Source organism: Zhongshania aliphaticivorans, assembly GCF_001586255.1.
In the GTDB taxonomy this organism is placed as follows: domain Bacteria; phylum Pseudomonadota; class Gammaproteobacteria; order Pseudomonadales; family Spongiibacteraceae; genus Spongiibacter; species Spongiibacter aliphaticivorans.
In genome coordinates, this window is sequence record NZ_CP014544.1 from 1,432,420 (window position 1) to 1,455,044 (window position 22,625).

The window sequence follows — 22,625 nt, forward strand, 5'->3', positions numbered from 1 at the left end:
GTGGTAGTGGGCGTTGAAGGAAGGCGTGGCTTGAAGACAAGGCTCAGCGTATTGGGAGTGGCGATGCTGCTCAGTGCCTGCATGCCGATAGCTGTCCCTGTGGGTGGCCAAGTGCCGCCAGAATACAGCCCCGAAGAAGGCCGGATTTCCTCGCTAGAGTCAGCGCTAGCGGACGCAATGATCGAGATTGAAAAAATGAAGGCTCGTACCGTGAGTAGTGGCGATGAGTTACCTGCCATTCCACCAAATGCGGAAACGGGGCGCTGCTATGCTCGTATGCTGTTGCCACCTGCTTATGTGAGTCGCGTTGAGCAGCGGGTAGTGAAGGAGGCCAGTGAACGCCTTGAGACCGTGCCGGCGACGTATGCCATGTTTAATGAGCAGGTCTTAGTCAGCGAAGAGCATGTGCGTTTAACCGTAGTGCCAGCAACGTACAAATGGCTAGAAGAACACACTGAGGTGTTGCCGGCGCGGAGTGAGCAAGTGCTGGTTAAGGCGGCGGAATACAAAACCGTAATGGAAGATGTGATCGTCTCTCCTGAGGAGTTGGTTTGGCAGCGAGGCCGGGGCGAGCTTGAAAAAATTGACGAAGAGACCGGTGAAATAGTTCATCAGCGGCGAATTCCGGCAACATACAAGAAAATAAGTAAGCAGGTTTTAGTTGCGCCAGCTGAGTATCGCAAGGAAGTAACGCCGCCGGTGTATGAGACTTTACGCAAGCGAGTCGTTGATGTTCCGGAGCACACCATTGAAGAAGTGGTGCCTGCAAAGTACAAGACGGTTACCGTGCAGCGTGAAATAGCGCCAGAAAAAGAAGTGCGCCACCCCATTGCGCCAATCTATAAAAGCTTTAGTTATCGCGAGAAAATCGCTGATGCGCGCTTGGATTGGCGGATGATTCCCTGTGAGCGCGAGGTGAGCAAAGATTTGGTCTATAGCCTTCAGCGTGCGCTGCGCGCCAAGGGTTACGACACGGGTGGACTCGACGGGGTGTTGGGTAAATATACTTTGGCAGCAATTCATGATTACCAAAAGTCCCAGGGTTTAGCGACCGGTCGTTTATCGGTAGAAGTGATCGATGCCCTAGGAATATCATTGTTGGCGGCCCAGTAGAGCATTATTAAAATGCACCGCCGAATAAAATTGGCCGGTGATACTTGCCCAGTTGATTTTATGCGGCGCACAATGGGGCATGGAATCTCTATGTGATTTGCTCGCCGATATTCGCGCATGTACGGCCTGCGCTGAGTATTTGCCACTCGGTCCTCGGCCCGTGGTTGTAGCCGATACCGCCGCAAAAATTCTGATTATTGGCCAAGCACCAGGCACTCGGGTGCACAAAACTGGCATTCCTTGGAATGACCCCTCTGGCGACCGTCTGCGGCAATGGCTGGGCATGGATCGCGAGCAATTTTATGCCGATCCGCGTCTTGCCATTATGCCCATGGGGTTTTGTTATCCGGGCAAAGCTAAGTCGGGTGATTTAGCACCGCGCAAAGAGTGCGCGCCACTATGGCATGAGCGTCTATTGGCCCATATGCCAAAGGTGGAGCTGGTGCTGCTTATTGGCCAATATGCTCAAGCCTATTATTTGCGTGATAACTTCTCTACATTGACTGAGCGGGTCGCTCAACATCCGTCAAGCCATCGTTTTTTCCCCTTGCCCCACCCCTCGCCGCGCAATCAGCTGTGGTTAAAGCGCAATCCATGGTTTGATAGCGAAGTTGTGCCGCGATTGCGGGCGCGAGTACACCGTATTTTGGAGAAAAAATGAGTAAAGTTTTGGGTCCTTGGCAGCAGCTTAGTTGTCATCAAGTTTATGAGAACCCCTGGTTGCGGCTCGAACATCACGAGGTGAAAACACCGGCCAATACAGATGGAATTTACGGCAAGATTTGTTTTAAAAATATTGCCGTTGGCATTGTGGCTATTGATGACGAGGGCTATACCTATTTAGTGAAACAATACCGCTACCCGCTAGCCCAAGACAGTTGGGAAATTCCTGAGGGCGGTTGCCCATTGGCCAGTAACCCCCTTGACGCGGCGCGTCGCGAACTGCTGGAAGAAACCGGTCTGTCGGCGGGGCAGTGGTTTGCGCTGCAAAATTTGCACACCTCAAACTCGGTTACTGACGAATGCGCTGAGGTTTTTATTGCGACGGGCTTGAGCCAGGGTGAGCAATACCTAGAGGAGACAGAAGATATTCAAGTGGCGCGGCTACCGCTAACTGAGGCTGTTGCAATGGCCTTAGATGGGCGTATAACAGATGCTATTAGTGTTGCTGCACTGCTAAAAACACATATATTACTCAGTCAATTTAACGGTGTTACCAAGGATTTTTTTGCGTCGATGCCAGCTGTCTCCTAGTTCCCAGCCGTGAACGCGTTGGCAGGTGAATCGACAAACCGGGAATGTTAAACAAGGGAGTTTGCAATGAAGAATAATCATTTATTGAGTAATGCCTACCGGTTTTTTCTCGGTGCTGGTCTCGCACTACTGCTTAGCGCGCCGGCTGCATTGGCTGCGTCTGCGGATGCTAGCGCGAGCGTTGGTTTCACTAAGGAGCAGGTTTTGGCCAAGGCCGATGGCTTTTTTGGCGAAACTACTGCGGGCTTGGCCAAAGCCATAGAAAAGCTGTTTGCCGAACAGGGTAGTCCCAATGCGGTTATTTATGGTGAAGAGGTGTCGGCGGCCATCGGTATTGGCGTTCGCTATGGTCAGGGTGAGGTCGAATTGGCGGGCCGTGCGCCAGAACCAATTTTTTGGCAGGGGCCATCGCTGGGCTTTGATATGGGGGCTAATGCGGCCAAGGTCTTTACCCTTGTTTACCATTTGGAATCGACAGAGGATCTTATGCAGCGCTTCCCCGGTGTGGACGGCAGCTTTTATGTGGTAGCGGGGGTGGGCGTCAACTACCAGCAGAGTGGCGAGATGATTTTGGCGCCGATCAGGACCGGCGTTGGTTTGCGTGCCGGTGCCAGTGTGGGCTATGTGCATTACACCCGTAAAAAGTCGTGGTTGCCGTTTTAAGGCGGTGAACCGAAGGCACTGAGAATTTAGGCGCCTTCGGTTTTTAATCTACGACAGGGTTTTTAGGTCTGGGCTTCTACGTCTGTGTTGCGTTCAGTGGCGTCATCAATTATGGCTGTATCAACGTCAGTGACATCCGCAGTTGCCTGCCCTGATAACGCCTGCAGATGGCGGCGATAAAGCTCGTCTAAATACACGCACAATTGATTAACAACAATTTGCGTGCGCAGCGAAATACCAATTTCAAAGGCGTGCTGGGCGTCGGGTAATTCTGCATAGGCAACAGGCTGCTCCGAGACCGCCTGCAAGGCTTTATAGAGTTCTTGAGATTCCGCGACCGGTACGAGCGTGTCGGCCTCGCCGTGAATGATTAAAAAGGGCGGCGCGTCTTTGTGTACCCAATATAACGGGGAAGCCTGACGCCAGAGTTCCGGCTTTTCCGCGCGAGTTTGTTTTAACACTTTGGCTGAAATCCATTGGCTTAAGGATTCACCGGCACTGCGCTGGTTTTGGCTATTTAAAAAGTCGTATACACCATAGAAAGGTACGCAGCCTTGTACCTCGGTATTGGCGTCTTCAAAACCGGGCTGAAACTCGGGGGCATTGGCGCTGAGTGCGAGCAAGGTAGACAGGTGGCCGCCAGCAGAGCCGCCAGTGGCAATGACGAAATCTGGGTTGCCGCCGTAGTCGGCAATATGATCTTTTACCCAGCTAAGTCCGCGCTTGCAGTCAATAATATGTTCTGGAAACGTTGATCCAGGACTGAGGCGGTATTCAATTGCAACGCATACCCAGCCATTGGCGGCCAATTGGTTCATTAGGGGCAGGGCCTGCTCATTTTTGCTGCCGCAGTTTTCTAACCAGGCGCCACCATGCATTTGGTAGAGCACGGGGGCATTCTCTGGTAGGTCGTCGCGATGGTAAATGTCGAGTTTTAGCGAGCGACCATTTACCGTGCAGTATTCAATGTTTTTGTGTCGCGTTACGCCGGGTAAACGGTAGGCGAAAGGTTTGAGTAAGCGCTTGAAGTCGGGGTTGATTTGCAGTGAATCTGAGGTGTTCAGCGGCTGGTCAGGGTTTAGGCCAAGGGCATCTCGCACGGCTTGCGCCATGATGGGTTCGGCGCGCTGGGCACGGAAATAGAATACGCCAATCGCCAGCCAGCTGCCGAGTGCAATGATTAGTCCGACGGCATCACCGAGGCCGCTGAGTTCGCCAAATAATATAATAAGCACGGTTAATGCGACTTCTACGGCAATGACGTGAAGGCCGAACTCGCCAACGATAACACCAAAAATAAAGCTGATTACGCCCAATAGCTCAGGGCTGCGTCGGTAGGGGCGGTAGATATTCCATGCCGTCCAAGCCCATATTAAGGATAGTAAAAACATGATTAAAGGTCTCCGTGAAAGTCGTCGCCATCATAGGCTATGCGTATGATGATCTCTAGCGCGAGGCAAAATAAGCCCGCTTAAACACGGCTAATTTGATACCGAATGGCGATGATGTAGTACAGGGTTTCGCCTTTTGGTGTGACTACTTTTACTTCGTCGTCCCGTGATTTTCCTAACATGGCTTTGGCGAGGGGCGAATCCATAGATAAGGTGTTTTGGCTTAGGTCAAATTCATCGGGGCCAACAATGCGGTATTCAAATTCCTTGCCGTCCTCGTCCTCTAGGCTTACCCAAGCGCCAAAATACACTTTATCTTGATTGCTGGGTATTTCAGCGACGACGGTTAGCTCTTCTAGGCGCTTGCTTAAAAAGCGGACTCGGCTATCAATCTCCCGCAGGCGTCGTTTGCCGTAAATATAGTCGCCGTTCTCGGAGCGGTCACCGTTTTTGGCAGCCTCATGGACGCTGGCGGTAACTTGGGGGCGTTCAACTTTCCACAATTGACGGACTTCTTCGCGCAGGCGGCGTTCGCCTTCTGGGGTGATGTAGCACGAGCCTTTGGCGCGAGGAGGGCGGTAACGTGACATATGGGGTGCTTGCCTGCTGTTTTAGCGAATAATAACGCGCTATGGTAGCGCAGCGAACACTGACAGAGGATAGCGAGTAATGAATAAATGTGTGGCGGTGGTGCAATTTGCCCTAGCGATGATGGGGGCGATAAGTCTCAGTAGCCAAGCAGATGTGGCGCTGCACGGCCAATTAAGCCAGGGCGGCTTGGTGTGGGGCGAGTTGCCAGAGGGCAGTTCAGTAAAGCTTGACGGTAAATCCTTGAAAATTGCAGACAACGGTATTTTTGTCTTTGGTTTTGATCGCGACGCTAAGCCCGTGTCTTATTTGGAGGTTTGCCGTGCTGAGGCCGTGTGCGAAAAGCAGGCCTTGAATATTACTCAGCGCCAATACGATATCCAGCGTATAACGGGGGTGCCTCAAGAAACGGTCACGCCGCCAGCATCCGTGCTTGAACGTATTCGTAAAGAAACCGCCTTGGTTGTTAGGGCTAGGCAGCAGGATTTTGCCCGCCAAGATTTCACTCAAACCTTTAAATGGCCAGTGCTTGGCCCCATCACGGGTGTATTCGGCTCCCAGCGTGTCTATAATGGCAGCCCCGGTCGCCCGCACTATGGCTTGGACATTGCCGCGCCCACGGGTAGCACGGTCTCTGCGCCTATTGATGGCGTGGTCACCTTGGCTCATCCCGATATGTTTTATTCGGGCGGCACCTTGATTATCGATCATGGTATGGGGGTTTCATCGACCTTTATCCACTTAAGCAAGGTGTTGGTTGAGGTCGGGCAGCACGTGAAGCAGGGCGATGCTATTGCCGAAGTTGGTGCCACCGGTCGAGCCACTGGCCCCCATCTCGATTGGCGAATGAACTGGGCTGGGCAGCGCTTAGACCCTGCGCTGCTTATGGGGCCGATGCCCGCAGCTAAATAGCAAACAGCGCCGGTAGTGGGCAAACAAAAGACAGACATACATTGAGAGCGGTAGAAGATGATTGATAAGAAATTGCTAGAAATATTGGTGTGCCCAGTCAGTAAGGCGCCGCTGGAGTATGATCAGAAGCGCAATGAGCTAGTCTGCAAAGCCAGTGGTTTAGCCTACCCCATTCGCGATGGCATTCCGGTGATGCTGGAATCAGAAGCCCGGGTTTTGACTACCGACGAGAAACTAGGCTAAACAAGTCTGTAGCTTAAAATGCGGTGTCATTTTCGGACTTGTAAGCCTGAATACACACCCTACTAATTTCGTTATACTTGCCGTTTTTTTACCGCCGTTTACGCCATGCTTACCGAAGCAGTGGGCGTGGCGGTAAAAGCCGTTGTTGCCCACGGAGTGAGAGAGTTCCCATGAAAAGCGCCGCCATTCGCGAAGCCTTTATTCGTTATTTTGAAAACAAGGCTCACACCCACGTGGCCAGCAGCTCGCTGGTGCCGGGTAATGATCCCACCTTGTTATTTACCAATGCCGGTATGGTGCAGTTTAAAGACGCCTTTCTGGGCAGAGAAAAGCGGGGCTATGTTCGCGCGGTGAGTTCGCAGCGCTGTGTGCGCGCTGGCGGCAAGCACAATGACCTAGAAAACGTGGGTTACACCGCTCGCCACCACACCTTTTTTGAAATGCTGGGCAACTTCAGTTTTGGCGATTACTTTAAACACGACGCCATTAAATTTGCCTGGGAATTTTTAACCTCGCCCGAGTGGATGGGCATTCCCACCGAAAAGCTCTGGGTAACAGTTTACGCCGACGATGACGAAGCCTACCAAATCTGGAATGAGCAGATGGGTGTGCCCGCCGAGCGTATGGTGCGTATCGGCGACAATAAAGGCGGCAAATACGCCTCTGACAACTTCTGGTCGATGGGCGACACCGGCCCTTGCGGCCCCTGCACCGAGATTTTTTACGACCACGGCGCCGACGTAGCGGGTGGCCCGCCGGGCAGCCCCGACGAAGACGGCGACCGCTATATCGAAATTTGGAACAATGTGTTCATGCAGTTTAACCGCGACGCTGATGGCACGATGACGCCATTGCCTGCGCCCTCGGTGGATACCGGTATGGGCCTAGAGCGTATTTCTGCGGTGATGCAGGGCGTGCACAGCAATTACGAAATTGATTTGTTCCAAAACCTCATTAAAGCCACCGCCGCAGTGCTTAATGTGAGTGATATCGAACACACTTCGCTGCGCGTGATTGCCGACCATATTCGCTCCTGTGCCTTCCTTGTGTCGGACGGTGTTATCCCGTCTAACGAGGGGCGTGGCTATGTATTGCGGCGGATTATTCGCCGCGCTGCCCGCCATGGTAATAAATTGGGCGCCGAGAAAGCCTTCTTCCACAAGTTGGTAGCACCCTTGACGCTGGAAATGGGCGAAGCCTATCCAGAGCTAGTGACTCGTCAGGCGCAAATTGAAAAAGTATTGCTGCAGGAAGAAGAGCAGTTTGCCAAAACCCTCGATCAGGGTATGAAGATTCTTGAGCAGGATTTACAAGGTTTAAGCGGCAAGCAGATTCCTGGCGACACCGTATTCCGGCTCTACGACACCTATGGCTTCCCCGTTGACCTCACGGCCGACATTGCTCGCGAGCAAGGTTTGAGCCTGGATATGGACGGTTTCGAGCAAGCGATGAATGCCCAGCGCGAGCGCGCGCGTTCAGCCTCTAATTTTAAAGTCGACTTGAGTTCAGAGCTTAATATTGACGGTGAAACGGCATTTTGTGGCTATCAGAGCTTAGTTGACGAGGGCGCAGTTGTTGCCTTACTGCAAGATGGTCAGCGGGTAGCGTCCTTAAAAGAGGGTGACGCTGGTGTCATCATTCTGGATCAAACCCCGTTTTACGGGGAATCTGGCGGGCAGGCTGGCGATGCCGGTGTGCTTAGCGCCAATGGCGTGCGCTTTGAAGTGCGTGACACCCATAAATCTGCTGGTCATCACTTACATCACGGTGTGGTTGTTAGCGGCGCAATTAACGAAGGCGACCGCCTGCAAGCCGAAGTCGACAATAATATTCGCCAGGCAACAGCGCTGAATCACTCAGCAACCCATTTGCTGCACGCGGCATTGCGTCAGGTGTTGGGTGAGCACGTTGGTCAGAAGGGCTCATTGGTCGATGCCCAGCGTCTGCGTTTTGACTTCTCGCACTTTGAAGGCGTGAGTAACGAACAGCTCGCCGAAATTGAAGCCTTGGTCAATCAGCAAATTCGTCAGAACAGTGCTGTGCAGACCGAAATTATGGATATGGATGGCGCGGCCAAGCGTGGCGCCATGATGCTGTTTGGCGAGAAATATGGCGACGAAGTTCGGGTGCTCAGCATGGGCGGTGATTTCTCTGTCGAACTTTGTGGCGGCACCCATGTGCAGCGCACCGGCGATATTGGCCTGATGCGTATTGTTGCCGAGTCGGGTATCGCGGCTGGTGTGCGTCGTATAGAAGCGGTGACAGGCGCCACGGCGCTGGCTGCCTTCGAGCAAGCTGAAAGTGAATTGGGCCAATTGGCAAGCTTGCTTAAGACCGGCCGTGACAAGCTCGGTGACAAGATTCAACAGCTATTGGCGCAGCAAAAGCAGCTAGAAAAAGAAGTCTCGGCACTAAAAGGCAAATTGGCGAGTTCGACGGGTGACGACTTGCTTAATCAGCTAGAAGATATTGCAGGCGTGAAGGTGTTGGCGACCACGTTAGACGGCGCTGACGCAAAAACCTTAAGAGACACCCTCGATCAGCTTAAAAACAAGCTAGGCTCTGGTGTGATACTGCTCGCGGCGGACGATGGCGGCAAAGTGGCATTGGCGGCGGGTGTGACCAAAGACCTAACCAGTCGCTTTAAAGCCGGTGAAATTATGAAGCTGGCGGCAGAGGCGGTTGGCGGTAAAGGCGGTGGCCGGCCCGATATGGCTCAGGGTGGTGGTGTCGATGTCGCCGCCATTCCCGCTGCACTGCAAGCGGTGCGGGACTACTGCGCGGCAAAATAGGCCCTCGGCTGACTCCACTGGGCGCAAAAACTACGTAAATCACGTATAGCGGCCAGTGGGTCATTTCCTTTAAATTTGATCTGGTGTTTAATGAGCGCCCTTTGGTATGGGCGTTTATTAGCAGAAGCGAATCATGAGTCTAATAGTTCAAAAATTTGGTGGTACTTCGGTAGGCACTGTTGAGCGGATTAAAGCGGTAGCCCAAAAGGTTGCTGGTTTTCGTGAGCGGGGCCACGACATTATCGTTGTTGTGTCGGCGATGAGTGGTGAAACTAACCGCTTAATCGAGTTGGCAAAAGCGATGCAAGCGGAACCCACGCCGCGTGAGCTAGATGTATTAGTGTCCACCGGCGAGCAGGTGACTATCTCGCTATTGTGCATGGCACTGCATGAGCTGGGGCAGGGTGCGAAATCCTATACGGGTACCCAGGTGCGGATATTAACGGATGAAGCGCACACCAAGGCGCGCATTCGCGACATCGATGATGCTAAGATCCGCGCGGATCTTGCTGAGGGCAACGTGGTTGTTGTCGCTGGTTTTCAGGGCGTTGATGAAAACGGCAATATAACCACCCTAGGTCGCGGTGGTTCAGATACCACGGGGGTAGCCTTAGCTGCGGCGCTAAAAGCCGATGAATGCCAAATTTATACTGATGTGGATGGGGTCTATACCACGGACCCGAGGGTGGTGAGTAATGCCCGCCGCTTGAATCGTATTACTTTTGAAGAAATGCTGGAAATGGCCAGCTTGGGTTCTAAAGTATTACAGATACGCTCAGTTGAATTTGCTGGTAAGTACAATGTGCCTTTACGGGTATTGCATGCTTTCCAGGATGGGCCAGGGACATTGATTAGCTTAGAGGAAGACTCGGATATGGAAAACCCGGCAATTTCGGGCATTGCGTTCACCCGTGATGAAGCAAAGATTACTGTATTAGGCGTACCGGATACCCCAGGTTTGGCCTACCAAATCTTGGGCCCGGTAAGCGATGCGAATATCGAAGTCGACGTGATTGTTCAAAACGTTGCCGAAGATAATACGACTGATCTGACTTTTACAGTCAGTCGTGGAGATATGGCAAGGACTGAAGCCATTGTGCGCAAACTGGTGAAACAAACAGGTGCGCGAGAGGTCAAAACGGATGACAAAATTGCCAAAGTGTCGCTGGTTGGTGTGGGAATGCGTTCTCACGCCGGTATTGCGAGCAAGATGTTCAAAACTTTGGCAGAGGAGTCAATTAATATTCAGCTTATCACAACCTCGGAAATAAAAATTTCAGTGGTCATTGATGAGAAATATTTGGAGCTAGCCGTTCGCTCGCTGCATGCAGCTTTCGAACTGGATACGGAGCCCAGTATTTAATTTATTTACGCTATTTTCGCTGTGTTGCACAAGGATTCGCACCAGGGTTTTGCGTTGGGCTCTTACAAGGAGATGCCATAATGTTAATTTTAACTCGTCGTATTGGTGAGACCTTGATGGTTGGTGATGAAGTCACGGTGACTGTTTTAGGTGTAAAGGGAAATCAAGTTCGTTTAGGTGTTAATGCGCCTAAAGATATTGCGGTACACCGTGAAGAAATTTACGACCGTATCCAAAATGAGAGCAATGGAAACAAGGAATAAAGCGAAAAAAGCCGTTTAGGCCTTTGCTTATTTCCTGAGTGTGGTATTATGCCGCCCGATTCGTTGAACAGCGCTATGTGCTGATTAACGCTCTACTTTTTCAAGCCTAGCTTGTTTAAGTGGGAAATTTCCGGAGAGGTGGCCGAGTGGCTGAAGGCGCTCCCCTGCTAAGGGAGTATGGGGTTTATAGCCTCATCGAGGGTTCGAACCCCTCCCTCTCCGCCATTATTAAAAAAACCTGCTGATTCAGCAGGTTTTTTTTCGCCTGAATGTTTTGGTGTGCCGTTCTGTATACCGAAAAAATTGTCTCCGTCGCTTATCAATTTCATGCTCAATCTTGATATTGTGCTCAAAACTAGGTTTAGGCTGCTAAGTTACTGAGTTGTAACGATTACGCTCGTGTAATATTGCACTTCGGAACTCGACCTTTATGACAGACAGTGCTACTTTTTCGCCTTTGCTTTCATGCCTTTGCTTTCATGCCTTTGCTTTCATGCCCTTGCTTTGCGTATGGAAGTGTCGAATTTTGGTCGAACGCAACTGTTGAACCTATTAGGGAAGTAATATGACTAGACGGATGATAATCATGCTCGTACTGAGTGCGCTGGTCTTTGGCGGCGTGTTTGGCATGAAGTGGTTCGGCAATAAAGCAATGAATGATTATTTGAATTCGATGCCGCCGCCAGCAGTGACGGTGGCAAGTGCCAAAGCCGAAAAAATGCAGTGGCCAAACCGGCTCAAGGCGGTCGGTAGTTTGGTGGCGGTCAATGGCGCGGACCTTACTGCGGAAGTCGATGGGGTGGTGACGGCAATTCATTTTGAATCTGGCGATACCGTTAAGCGTGGCGACCTGCTGCTAACGTTATCTGCAGCAAGTGAAGAAGGTGAGTTAAAACGTTTGGAGGCCCAGGCTGAACTGAGCGAGTTGAACCGGACGCGTAAGGAGCAGTTATACAAAGGTAAATCGATATCTAAGGCTGAGTTGGATACCGCCGAGGCGGAAACAAATGTTGCTCTCGCTGCGATACAAGCACAGAAAGGCCGCTTGGCACAGAAGGTCGTAAAGGCACCTTTTGACGGCAAACTTGGTATTAAACGAGTGAATGTCGGCCAGTATCTGGGCGTGGGCGCTCCTATCGTGACGTTGCAAAAGCTAGATCCTATTAATGTCGATTTCTCACTGCCAGAGCATTATTTGTCATTGCTGGAGCCCGGCCTTGGCGTTTCGGTTATGATTGATGCCTTTCCCGACCAAACTTTTCAGGGCGAAATTCTTGCGATAGAACCACGCGTGAATCCACAAACCCGGAATTTTGACTTGCGCGCACGTTTAGCTAATCCAACTCAAAAGCTAAAGCCTGGTTTATTCGCTAGCGTTGAGATCACCTTGCCAGGTGATAATGATGTTGTCGTAATCCCTCGCTCAGCAGTGAATTACACCTCTTATGGCGATTCCGTATTTGTTGTCCAACAAAAAATGGAAACTAAGCAGGTTGACGGCGAGCCCGAAATGGACTCGACGGCCAAAGAATCACCTGATTTAGAGGTAATTCAACGCTTTGTTCGTTTAGGTGAGGCGAGAGGTGATTTTATTTCTGTTATTTCTGGCTTAAAGCCGGGCACCGAAGTGGCAAGCACGGGGTTGCTGAAACTACGGAATAAGCAGCCTGTCGTTATTGATAATAGCAACGCACCGCAGCCGGAGTTGGAGCCTCAGCCCGGAGCAGGCTGAAGACCTCGTTTGCCTGAAGATAAGGTCGCCAGCCCTGCTGGTGTAATGGATTGCTGGCGATAAGCTGAGAGAAATAATGAATTTCACTGATATCTTTATAAAGCGCCCGGTGTTGGCGATCGTAGTTAGTTTAGTAATCTTATTATTAGGCTTACGTGCTGGCCAAGATTTGACCGTGCGTGAATACCCTGAACTTCAGAACGCGCAGGTCTCGGTAATTGTGGCTTACCCAGGCGCAGAGCCAGCCTTGGTAGAGGGCTTTGTGACGACGCCGCTGGAGCGGGAAATCGCCTCTGCCGACGGCATAGACTTTTTGACTTCAAAGTCGGTGCAGGGTAGCGCGACGATCACCGCAAACTTGCGACTAGATAAAGACCCTAATGAGGCGCTGACGGAAATATCGGCCAAAGTTTCAAAACTGCGTAATCAACTGCCAGAAGGCTCTGAAGATCCGGTTATTCAGCTTGCCGATGGTAATGGCACCGCAGCGATGTATCTTTCTTTTTCGTCCGACGTGCTCACTGATAGTCAAATTACTGATTATATTGTAAGGGTGATTGAACCAGAATTAGCTGCAATCAGCGGGATAGAAACGGTCAATGTACTTGGTGCAAAAAATTATGCTATGCGAGTTTGGTTAGACCCTGAAAAGTTGGTCGCCTATGATTTTAGCGCTCATGAGGTGGTGGCAGAAATCCGTAAGCAAAATGTGCTTTCGGCAGTGGGCCAAACTAATGGTAATTACGTTAAAGTCGGTTTATCGGCGGGAACAAATTTACACCATGTTGATGAATTCCGACAAATGGTCTTGCGATCTGACGGCAATACTTTGGTGAGGTTGGAAGATGTCGCCAGGGTCACCTTGGGCGCAGAAAGTTACGATTTTAGTGCATACTGGGACACTAAGCCTAGTGTATTTATCGCTTTGACAGTGCGTTCAAATGCCAATTTGCTCGACGTGATGGCCGAGGTGCGTGGCCATTTACCTGCTATTTTTCAGGCGTTACCAGAAGGCCTGACCGGTGAGCTGGGATATGACGCAACCGCCTATGTGCGCAGTGCGATTGATGATGTGCAAACTACTTTAGTTGAAGCAGTTATTATTGTAGTAGTTGTTATTTTCTTGTTTTTAGGCTCAATGCGCAGCTCTTTAATACCTGCAGTAACAGTACCCTTGTCGCTCGTTGGGGCTTTGTTTTTGATGTATTTAATGGGTTTCTCAATTAATTTACTTACGTTATTAGCCATGGTGCTGGCGATCGGTATGGTGGTTGATGACGCGATAATTGTTTTGGAAAATATTCATCGGCATATTGAAGAGGGCATTGACCCGCATAAGGCGTCTATTATTGGTGCGAGAGAATTAGTCGGTCCCGTGGTTTCAATGACGATAACCCTTGTGGCTGTTTATGCTCCGATTGGATTTTTAACGGGAATTACCGGTAAATTATTTACGGAGTTCGCCTTTACTTTGGCGGGAGCTGTGTTGATTTCTGGTGTGATCGCGCTGACGTTAACACCGATGATGTGCGCTAAAATTTTAAAGCGATCCCATAATGGAAGTGAAAAGGGAAATCGTCTCGCGAATTTCTTAGATGAAAAATTTGATCTATGGCGGGACGGTTATCGAGCTCGATTGCATGGCGCGTTAGATCAGCGTCACGTTATCGGTGTTTTCGGATTAATTGTTCTTGTGTCATGTTATTTTTTGTTCGCCTCTAGCCCCTCTGAGCTCGCTCCAGCAGAGGATTTTGGCTTTGCTGGCGCACTCAATGAGGCGGATGGTTACGCGTCTAAGGAATATCTGGGCCGATATTTTATGGCTAACCAAAAGCTCGCCTTGGCGGAGGAAGATGTCGGGCATTTATTTGCCTTTAGCACCAATGAGGGTGGGGGCACTAATAGCGCATTTTTTGGCATGATTGCTAAGCCTTGGGCTGAGCGTGATAAAACAATGACTCAGATTGCCAATGATGTGAATGCCAAGGTCAGTCAGTCTGCGGGTGTGCGTACGGCAATATTTCAGCCGCCCGCCTTGCCAACGCCCGGACAAGGCTACCCTGTTGAGTTTGTACTTAAATCAATTTCAGACCCACAAACGATGGCTGACGTTGGCAATGCCGTGGTCGAACGTGCGATGAAGAGCAATCGCTTCTTTTTTGTGGCGCCGGATTTGAATATCGACAGACCTGAAACCGTACTGGATATTAATCGCGAGAAAGCGGCGTTATTGGGTATTGATATGAACGCCTTGAGTGCCGATTTGGCGGCGATGATGGCGGGCGGAGAGGTCAATAAATTTGCATTTCAAGGCCGCTCTTACAAAGTTATCGCGCAAGTGGAGAGGGAGTCTAGGTTAAACCCAGATCAACTTGCTGGCTTCTATACCCGAACTGGTAGTGGTGAGTTAATTCCGCTCTCAACCGTTGTTACGATGCGAGAGCGGGTGGTTCCGCGTTTTATTCCCCACGCACAGCAATTAATGTCGAACACCATAGCGGCAGTACCTCGACCGGATATTTCTCAGGGCGAGGCCTTAGCATTGCTTGAAAATATCGCCAGAGAAGAAATGCCTGCGGGTTTTCAAATTGACTATGCGGGATCTTCGCGCCAGTTTAAGCAAGAGGGTTCGGCACTGGTGGCGACTTTCGGCTTTGCGCTCGTCATTATTTACTTAGTGCTGGCGGCGCAGTTTGAGTCATTTCGCGATCCTTTAATTATTTTGGTCACGGTGCCAATGTCGATTTGTGGTGCATTGCTGACCTTGAATATTTTTGCCATGACCAATGGTATGCAGTTAACGAATTTTTCTGGGATGAGTTTGAATATATACACCCAGGTAGGCTTGGTGACTTTGATTGGCGTCATTTCAAAGCACGGAATTTTGATTGTGGATTTTGCTAATCGTATGCAAGAAGAGGGCATGTCTAAGCGTGAAGCGATTGAAGAGGCCAGCTCTATTCGTCTGCGGCCAATTTTAATGACGACGGCGGCATTGGTTGTGGCCGTGGTGCCTTTATTATTGGCAACTGGTCCCGGTGCTGCGTCCCGCTTCTCACTGGGTATGGTGATAAGCTCTGGTATGACCATTGGTACCCTGTTCACCTTATTTGTGGTGCCGGCAATGTATATGTACATAGGCCGAGATCATCAGGCGCTTGGGCAGTCTAAGCGGATGGTCGGCGATGAGCTTCACGCTGGCGTATGAGGGATTAGCCGCGTATGATTGCGCGGCTTTTTACGCATCTGGGGATCACCATGATTAAGCACAATAGCTATTTCGACAATAATGTTCAGTCGCTGGGCTTTGCGACGGCAGACAAGCCTGCTTCAGTGGGTGTTATGGCGCCCGGCGAATACCGTTTTGGTACCGAAGCTGCTGAGCGCATGGAAGTGATCAGCGGTGCGTTGACGGTTTTGCTGCCAGGTCAGACTGAATGGCAAACCTTCGCGGCCGGTCAGGCTTTCGATGTACCTGGCAATAACCACTTCGACTTGAAAGTAGCGGTTAATACTGCCTATCTGTGCATATACGGCTAATATCTTTCGCTCGCGACTGATTTGAAAAGGGTGTTTTTGAACACCCTTTTTTTATGCTCAAAAGTTGACTGCTACACCCAAATTCTTTGATCTCGCCCCCTGGCAGACGTCGCCGCGACACAAAATTTGAAAATTGTGAAAGTAGGCGCATATTTTGCTTCGTAATGCCCGCAGTCCGGCTAGCGGTGCTGGCACGGAACGCCAATTTATCAGCGACCCATAAGGGTTGTTTAACCGATTAAGCTGACCGAACTGAGATGCATCATCAGCGAGGTTTGTAGCAATCACGTAACGGGGGTTACATGAAAAAAGCACGAGTAGGGATAGCTTTAACATTCGCGATATTAGCTATGTCGCCGTTGGTTAGTGCTGAAGAGGGCACTTGTAGATCGCCTGCGCCAGGTATGCCGCTGGAGTTAGACGGTTGCAAAGCAGGGGATACCCTCATATTAAGAGAGGTACATTTTGACAACGACTCGGCCAAATTGCGGCCTGAGTCAAAAATATTTTTAGATCAAGTCGCTAGGGAGTTAAAGGAAAATCCAACCATAAAAGTCGCGATCGAGGGGCATACCGATAATAATGCCTCTTATGATTACAATATGAACCTGTCACAGAATCGCGCCAACGCCACCCGCTTTTACTTGGTGTCGATTGGTGTTAACCCAGATCAATTAGTGCCTAAAGGCTATGGTTTTACCCAGCCTATCGCCGATAACGGCACCGCTGATGGCAGGGCTTTAAATCGCCGGGTAGAGCTTAAATTGGTGGGTACCCTAGTCTTGGCGCCAGCCAAACCGACCAAGGTTTATATCTCGACCTTCCACGCTAAACCGCAGCAATTGGAAGTGCCGGTTGGCACAGAAGTGACCTGGGTAAACTACGATGAAATCTCGCACGATATTAGCTTTGACGGGGTGATGGGGTCGCGTATTTGGACGAGCCCCTGGCTAGGCAATTCTTATAGCCTGAAATTCGACCAGGCGGGCACTTATAATTATCGCTGCAGTGTACATAAAGATGTTAACGGTAAAATTGTGGTTAAGCCGTCGGTGGCGGAGTATGTCACTACCGAGTCGCCGGTGTATGGCGGGCAAACGACCTCGTCGTATAAGGCCATCCAAACGCGAGAACCCTACGGCGGTTAAGCGATTTTCCGGTTTTGAAGCTTGGTGTTTAGGCGGGGTTACAAGGCGACGATGCACTGATTCAAGGCCGTTTTTGCAATGTTAGCAGTTTTGATTTGCACAAATACTGAGCAAAGCGCTCAGTATTTGTGCTTTTTTCCAAGCAAAATGTGTTGCTCCATTCATCCTGCTCGAAAATGATCGGCGGGTGGATTTCCACTATTTTAAATGCGCGTGCACATCAATAGTTTGCTCAAACAAGGCTTTGAAGTGTTCCTGAATTCGCGCCAAATCCAATAGCGACATACCGCTGGAAAAGCCAAACCACACATACAGGCCATTGAGATCCCTGAACATGGGGGGCAAATAGCGTGGTGCCTCGATAAAGCCCGCCTGCTGATAGTGGTGGAGAACTGGCACATCGTCTAATGCGACTTTGCCCACAAACAGCATGGGGAGCATTTCGGGTTTATCCGACAGAATTGCACTGCGAATGAAATTCACCGTTTCCACAAAACCCTTCACATATGACAAATCCTTGGTAAAACAACTGCCGCCTTCGACCATGCCGCCGCGAAAGACCCGCTGGGCAATTTTATAACTGTCGTGGTGGCTAAGGCCTTGGCTGACAAAGTGGCGGTAGACCTCAAGGAAGTCGGCGCCATTTTCAGCCATATCTATGGCGACAACGCGGTCACTAATACGGCGGGCGCGTGCCGGAAACGAGCTAAAGGTCAGTGTTTCAATTAATACCGCCAAGCCTTCTTGCAGCGCAGTAATACGCGGTGAGCCAACGCTCAGCCACGTAGCCCAGGGTTGGTTGCGGCCATTGAGCGTGGTGCCGACATGCACCCAGCCTTCATGTACCTCGAGTACTTGAATGTCTAGGCTGGAGAAGGACGAGTGGGTGTTGACCTTAATACAGTCTCCCCCCGCAGAGGCGTCAGAGACGATACCGTCGGTTTCTTTTACGGAAAAAATACTGTCGGAGAAATAGGGGGTAAGGCGTTGCGCTAATTGGCGTACCGCTTCCTCGGCATTTAGATTTTTAGGGTAGGCCGCCGCGAGGTGTTTGGCGGCGGGCAGCGAAAATATATGGCAGAGCCGCTGCCCCATCTCAATTAAACTGAGTTTGTCGCCCCGCAGGTGATCGCGCGCAGAGCCATAGAGCTCACGACTGGCCGTCATGAATCGCGGTGTGCCACGATTTTCAACCATATCAATCACGATCAAATACTGCTCGATGGTCTCGCCTAAAATTTTGCCCAGTGGATCTGCTTTGCCCAATTCTTTGTGTACTTGGCTGCGCAGATTTTTTAGCTCGCTGATTTTACTTTCAGAGTCAAAATTCAGGGCATTACGTAAATAATAATCGCGATCAACCTTAGGCAGTTTACTGGCTTTATCGGCAAAGAATTGGGTTTCGATACTTTGGGGCCATTTAATGGCGTCGAGAATCAATATGGGTTTCTGGATGGCGATAAGCGACTCTGAAAGCCGTTTAAGGGATTCGCAGTAGTGGCGGTCGGCTGTACTCAGTGATTGACTAGACATGCGCTGGTGGCTGCTCCTTACTTGAGGGGTGAATCGCGATTAGGCAGCGCAGTCGACTGCGGCCAAAGCTCGCCATGGCGGTGAAGGCATCAATGCTAATTGGCACGTGCATAAAGTCGGTTTCACTCTGCCAGCGACTGTCATTGGTGTCGGGATCGCTAATATACACAAAGTGTTCATCCGTCTTGCTTACATAGACCCAGTGGGGTGCGCGATTGCGGTTGAGTGCCCAGGTACTAATCAGCGCCAGCACATTGTCGTGGCGTTCCAGAATCTCGCGGAATTGACCACGCCCTAAAGGGTTAATTTCAATAGTAGCGGGGAAGTGCGTGAGTTGCTCAATAAAATCCTCATGCACAAGCTCAATAACGTCGCGTTTTTCGCTGCTGCGAACACTGTCTATAAACGGTACGCCACTGCTATTGATATACAGACTTACACCAAAATTTCGACGCAGTGCCGCCAAGGCTAAACCGTGGGGAGAGCAACCGCCATGGCCGGTGGTCATGAAAATGGTGGTTGCCTCCCGCCACAATTGCAGCTCTTCGCGACGACTCATAAGGTACTCGGGCCGAATATTCGCCATGGCCATCATCAATGCTGCGGGGCCACAGCTGAATTCGGTGGTTTGCCGGTAATATGCGGGGGCCTTCTGAATAATTTGACTGGTTTCTGGATGCAGGCGTTTCTCAAAGCGCAGCGCCGTGCAACCGTCTTCGTAGTAATTCTCAATATCGTCAAAAATGTGGTAATCCAGCTTTTTATATAAGGCAATAGCGTTGGGGTTGTCGTTACGTACTTCAAGCCGGATAAACAGACAGTGGCGGGCCAATGCCTCGCTTTCCGCGTCGGCGAGTAGGGCCTGAGCGAGACCCTGGCCGCGATAGTTTGGGTCAAGTGCAATTGAGTAGAGTCTGGCCAAACTGGTGCCGGTACGAAACAGCACTATACTGTACCCGGCAATAACATTGTTAACGAGTATGACCGAGGCCAAGTGCGCGCCGGGTTTGATCAAGCTTTTGAAGCTGCGGCGCGACAGTTTGTCGCCGTCAAAACAACGATTTTCCAATGCGACTAAGGCATCGATATCGTTTTCGGTGGCGGGGCGGATCAGACTCATTGTATAGACCTGCTAACGGCGGAGTTGCCATAGCGAATTGTGGGCCGCTCGCGCGGGAAAAGCCAATAGAAATCACAGTTGTTGCCGACCCGTAATGACGTCAATTGGCCGATAAATCCCCCAGGCCTAACGGCGATGTTAATAGCGCAATATTTACTTGTTGCGATGATTGTTAATGGGAGAAATTGGTCGCAGAATGCGGCTAATTGTTTGCCCTAATGAGAGATAACTGATGTCACGCTTTTTTGTCGTTGTGGATGACCTAAAGGATTGGTCGCCCTATTACCCTAGCCAAGATGTCATCACCTTTGATGACTACCTAGAGCGTATTGGGCAGAGCAGTGGCGAACGGGTAAGGGTCATTAATTTGGCGAGAAGTTATCGCTATCTCGGCACCGGATATTATTGCTCCTTGCTGGCGGAGGCGCGCAGTCACAATGTTTTACCCTCGGTTAACACGCTCAGTGAGCTGGCGCGTAAATCACTTTCAGATATCCTGCTTGAAGGGGTAGAGCCATTACTCGCTAAATTACCGACAGCCAAGACTGGCGAAAGCATTAGTTTTCGCAGTTGGTTTGGAGAGTGCCTGGCGCCGGAATATAGTGCAATTGCCAAAGCGGTGTTTGAGCGATTTCCGTCGCCCTTGATCGAGGTTACCCTTGAGTTTGGCAAAACCCGCTGGCAGATTAAAAAGCTGCAATTGGTCGCCTTAAAATCATTAAAGGCGGGTGGTGAGCAAGAGGCCTTTGCCTCAACGTTTGAACGTTTCAGCAGCAAAATGTGGCGCAAGCCCAAGGCCAGAAAAACCTTCCGCTACGATTTGGCCATTCTGGTTGATCCGGAAGAAAAGCTGCCGCCCAGCGATAAGGGCGCGCTGCGTAAATTTACCAAGGCCGCCGCTAATTTAGGAATTTCTGCCGAGCTGATTACCAAGAAGGATTATTTGCGTTTACCGGAATACGACGGCTTGTTTATTCGCGAGACAACCTCGGTAGATCACCACACCTATCGTTTTGCCAAAAAGGCCGCGGCAGAGGGTTTGGTGGTAATGGACGATCCAACCTCCATTTTGCGCTGCACCAATAAAATTTACTTGGCTGACTTACTCACTAGCCACAAGGTGCCCACCCCGCGCACTGAAATTTTACGACGAGACAATACCGAAGAGTTGCGGCGTATTGAAGAAACCCTTGGCTACCCTATAGTTCTGAAGGTACCCGATGGTGCATTTTCCCGAGGTGTGGTCAAAGTAGAAGACTGGGCAAGCTTAGAGAGCGAAAGCAAACGCCTTCTGGATAAATCCGCTTTGCTATTGGCTCAGGAGTTTATGTACACCGATTACGACTGGCGCATTGGTGTATTAGACGGCAAGCCCCTGTTTGCCTGCCGTTATTATATGGTGCGCAACCACTGGCAAATCTATAAGCACAGTAGTAGCAAAAGTCAGTCAGGCGGCTTCGACACCATGCCCACCTATGAAGCACCTAAAAAAGTGATCGATGTGGCAGTGAAAGCCTGTAAATTAATTGGTGATGGCTTCTATGGCGTAGACGTAAAACAATCCGACAATCGCGTGGTGGTGATTGAAGTCAACGACAACCCGAGTATCGACGCTGGGGTTGAAGATTTGTTTTTAGGCGATGGCTTATACGACTCCGTCATGGACGTGTTTCTGCGCCGTATGGAAAAACGTCGACGTTAATTTCCAGGCTGCAAGCCGCACTGTTTGAGCAGCTCACCGGCCAGCGCAACATGCTGGCGCTGGGCCTGGTCGGTTGCGAGCAGCAAATCATCGCGCTGCTTTTGCCAATCAATATAGGCCTTAGGGATCGCTAATTGATTGACAGCCATTACCGTGAGCAGCTTATCTTCAATCTCAGCCATAATGGTCATAACATTAAATTGATGTTGATTGATTGCGCTGGCCTGCTGTTGCAACTGTTGAATGAACACACTGCGTAAAGTCCCCTGAAAGTGCCTTGCAGCCGGTGTTGGCTGAGGATTGAGGCACAATGGTCGGCCATTAACGCGCTGGGTAATAATGGCGCTGGCGGTTGTTAGGCCTGCCAAATTCACCCGCTGCGCTGCAAGCATACTGCCGCCTGCGCCCAAACGAATCTGGCCAAGGGTATTGAGTACGTCTTCACTAAATTGCTGCCATGCCAGCGATGACCAATCTGCCATGCTGCCGGGCTGACTGAGCCACTCGGTTTGCCATTGTTGCCAGCGGGCGAGCGCAGCCAGGCTAGGGTCTTTGCCGCTGAGGGGGTAGGTACTGAGATCAACAGGTATTTGCCAAAACTGGCGAAACTCTGGGCCAATCAAGCTTGCGGCAAATATACGCGTAGGCAACTCCCGCTGTTTAACGACGGTTGCGGCCTGTAACTGGACGGCAAGCGCCATTAAGCCGTCTTCCTCGAGGATTTTTTGGCAAACAGTGGCCTGATTGATAAAACGTAAATCAAAAATCAGGCGGGCGGCGGCGTCGCCATGGCGACCAAGAATACTGTTGCGCTGGGCAATCGTGTCGCGCAGGGCGCAACGCCGCATCCTTAAAAAATCCAGCAAATCGATACCACTGTCACTAAACTCAAGACTGAGCTCTCTGGGCTTGGGTAAGTGGGGAAAGGCTATATTGTCATGCGGTGCAGCTTGGCGTTGAAGCACTCGCTCTAGGCGGCTGTGGTAGTCTTGCCATTGCGAGCTAAGCTGATTGTTGTCAGCGCAGGCGGTAATGGCGCAACCAAGAAAAACACTCAATAGAAAACCAGCAATGCGCGTGCCATGCCTTGGCAAATACTGCTCTGCGTTGGGTTGACTCACTATAAATTTCTTTGCTATTGCCATAAAAACCTTAATTGGTAATGCAAATGGCGAGGGCTATACTCAAGCCGACGGTAACGGTAATACTATAGCCCAATTAGGAAATGAGGGATCATTCGTTGTGCTATTGCACGACGACAACAGGGA

At 50.6% G+C, this 22,625-nt stretch carries 19 protein-coding genes and 1 tRNA gene; 15 read left to right on the forward strand and 5 right to left on the reverse strand.

Features of this window, described 5'->3' with window-relative positions; genetic code table 11:
* Nucleotides 1–30 precede the first annotated feature (30 nt).
* From AZF00_RS06290 to AZF00_RS06305, 4 genes are all read left to right on the forward strand, one after another.
* Nucleotides 31–1,113: a peptidoglycan-binding domain-containing protein gene (locus tag AZF00_RS06290; RefSeq protein WP_156474849.1), complete on the forward strand. Its 1,083-nt coding sequence runs from the start codon at nt 31–33 to the stop codon at nt 1,111–1,113.
* Between the two features lie 79 nt (nt 1,114–1,192).
* Nucleotides 1,193–1,774, forward strand: a complete 582-nt coding sequence (locus AZF00_RS06295) for a uracil-DNA glycosylase family protein (RefSeq protein ID WP_062383417.1) — start codon at nt 1,193–1,195, stop codon at nt 1,772–1,774.
* Entirely contained in the window at nt 1,771–2,367 is a 597-nt protein-coding gene (locus AZF00_RS06300) for an NUDIX domain-containing protein (protein WP_062383420.1), read from the forward strand. Before AZF00_RS06295 ends, AZF00_RS06300 begins: the two co-directional genes overlap by 4 nt.
* Nucleotides 2,368–2,433: 66 nt before the next feature.
* Nucleotides 2,434–3,030, forward strand: coding sequence for a DUF1134 domain-containing protein (locus tag AZF00_RS06305; protein ID WP_062383424.1), 597 nt, complete (start codon nt 2,434–2,436; stop codon nt 3,028–3,030).
* Nucleotides 3,031–3,092: 62 nt separating this feature from the next.
* Here AZF00_RS06305 and AZF00_RS06310 read toward each other — a convergent pair whose 3' ends face one another.
* The gene (locus tag AZF00_RS06310; protein WP_062383426.1) at nt 3,093–4,421 is read right to left on the reverse strand and encodes an alpha/beta hydrolase; all 1,329 of its coding nucleotides are present in this window, start codon (nt 4,419–4,421) and stop codon (nt 3,093–3,095) included.
* Nucleotides 4,422–4,501: 80 nt separating this feature from the next.
* Nucleotides 4,502–5,011: a transcription elongation factor GreB gene (gene greB, locus AZF00_RS06315; RefSeq protein ID WP_008247073.1), complete on the reverse strand. Its 510-nt coding sequence runs from the start codon at nt 5,009–5,011 to the stop codon at nt 4,502–4,504.
* 79 nt (nt 5,012–5,090) lie between these two features.
* Here greB and AZF00_RS06320 point away from each other — a divergent pair, with 79 nt between their 5' ends.
* The 10 genes from AZF00_RS06320 to AZF00_RS06365 all read left to right on the forward strand — a co-directional run bounded on the left by AZF00_RS06320 (nt 5,091) and on the right by AZF00_RS06365 (nt 17,002).
* A complete protein-coding gene (locus AZF00_RS06320; protein ID WP_008247074.1) occupies nt 5,091–5,921 on the forward strand; it encodes a M23 family metallopeptidase in 831 nt (276 codons plus the stop codon).
* A gap of 57 nt (nt 5,922–5,978) precedes the next feature.
* Complete coding sequence (locus AZF00_RS06325; RefSeq protein WP_008247075.1) at nt 5,979–6,164, forward strand: Trm112 family protein; 186 nt, start codon at nt 5,979–5,981, stop codon at nt 6,162–6,164.
* A 170-nt stretch (nt 6,165–6,334) separates the two neighbouring features.
* Entirely contained in the window at nt 6,335–8,956 is a 2,622-nt protein-coding gene (gene alaS, locus AZF00_RS06330) for an alanine--tRNA ligase (protein ID WP_008247078.1), read from the forward strand.
* Nucleotides 8,957–9,089: 133 nt separating this feature from the next.
* Nucleotides 9,090–10,319, forward strand: coding sequence for an aspartate kinase (locus AZF00_RS06335; protein ID WP_008247080.1), 1,230 nt, complete (start codon nt 9,090–9,092; stop codon nt 10,317–10,319).
* A gap of 80 nt (nt 10,320–10,399) precedes the next feature.
* Nucleotides 10,400–10,582 (forward strand): carbon storage regulator CsrA, encoded by a 183-nt coding sequence (gene csrA / locus AZF00_RS06340; RefSeq protein WP_008247082.1) that lies wholly within the window; start codon nt 10,400–10,402, stop codon nt 10,580–10,582.
* A 132-nt stretch (nt 10,583–10,714) separates the two neighbouring features.
* Nucleotides 10,715–10,807 (forward strand) — tRNA-Ser (locus tag AZF00_RS06345).
* A gap of 340 nt (nt 10,808–11,147) precedes the next feature.
* On the forward strand, nt 11,148–12,314 hold the full coding sequence (locus tag AZF00_RS06350) for an efflux RND transporter periplasmic adaptor subunit (protein ID WP_040802651.1): 1,167 nt from the start codon (nt 11,148–11,150) through the stop codon (nt 12,312–12,314).
* Nucleotides 12,315–12,390: 76 nt separating this feature from the next.
* A complete protein-coding gene (locus AZF00_RS06355; protein ID WP_062383429.1) occupies nt 12,391–15,522 on the forward strand; it encodes an efflux RND transporter permease subunit in 3,132 nt (1,043 codons plus the stop codon).
* A gap of 50 nt (nt 15,523–15,572) precedes the next feature.
* Nucleotides 15,573–15,854: a pyrimidine/purine nucleoside phosphorylase gene (gene ppnP, locus AZF00_RS06360; protein ID WP_008247090.1), complete on the forward strand. Its 282-nt coding sequence runs from the start codon at nt 15,573–15,575 to the stop codon at nt 15,852–15,854.
* A 302-nt stretch (nt 15,855–16,156) separates the two neighbouring features.
* On the forward strand, nt 16,157–17,002 hold the full coding sequence (locus tag AZF00_RS06365) for an OmpA family protein (protein WP_081482595.1): 846 nt from the start codon (nt 16,157–16,159) through the stop codon (nt 17,000–17,002).
* Between the two features lie 198 nt (nt 17,003–17,200).
* Here AZF00_RS06365 and AZF00_RS06370 read toward each other — a convergent pair whose 3' ends face one another.
* Together AZF00_RS06370 and AZF00_RS06375 are read right to left on the reverse strand one after the other, a co-directional pair.
* Entirely contained in the window at nt 17,201–18,535 is a 1,335-nt protein-coding gene (locus AZF00_RS06370; RefSeq protein WP_008247092.1) for a flavohemoglobin expression-modulating QEGLA motif protein, read from the reverse strand.
* Nucleotides 18,528–19,655: a GNAT family N-acetyltransferase/peptidase C39 family protein gene (locus AZF00_RS06375; protein WP_062383431.1), complete on the reverse strand. Its 1,128-nt coding sequence runs from the start codon at nt 19,653–19,655 to the stop codon at nt 18,528–18,530. Before AZF00_RS06375 ends, AZF00_RS06370 begins: the two co-directional genes overlap by 8 nt.
* A gap of 232 nt (nt 19,656–19,887) precedes the next feature.
* Here AZF00_RS06375 and AZF00_RS06380 point away from each other — a divergent pair, with 232 nt between their 5' ends.
* Complete coding sequence (locus AZF00_RS06380) at nt 19,888–21,357, forward strand: RimK family ATP-grasp domain-containing protein (protein ID WP_062383432.1); 1,470 nt, start codon at nt 19,888–19,890, stop codon at nt 21,355–21,357.
* Here the strand turns inward: AZF00_RS06380 and AZF00_RS06385 are convergent.
* Nucleotides 21,354–22,478 (reverse strand): DUF3080 family protein, encoded by a 1,125-nt coding sequence (locus AZF00_RS06385; RefSeq protein ID WP_040802653.1) that lies wholly within the window; start codon nt 22,476–22,478, stop codon nt 21,354–21,356. The two genes, AZF00_RS06380 and AZF00_RS06385, sit on opposite strands and share 4 nt — an antisense overlap.
* Between the last annotated feature and the right edge of the window lie 147 nt (nt 22,479–22,625).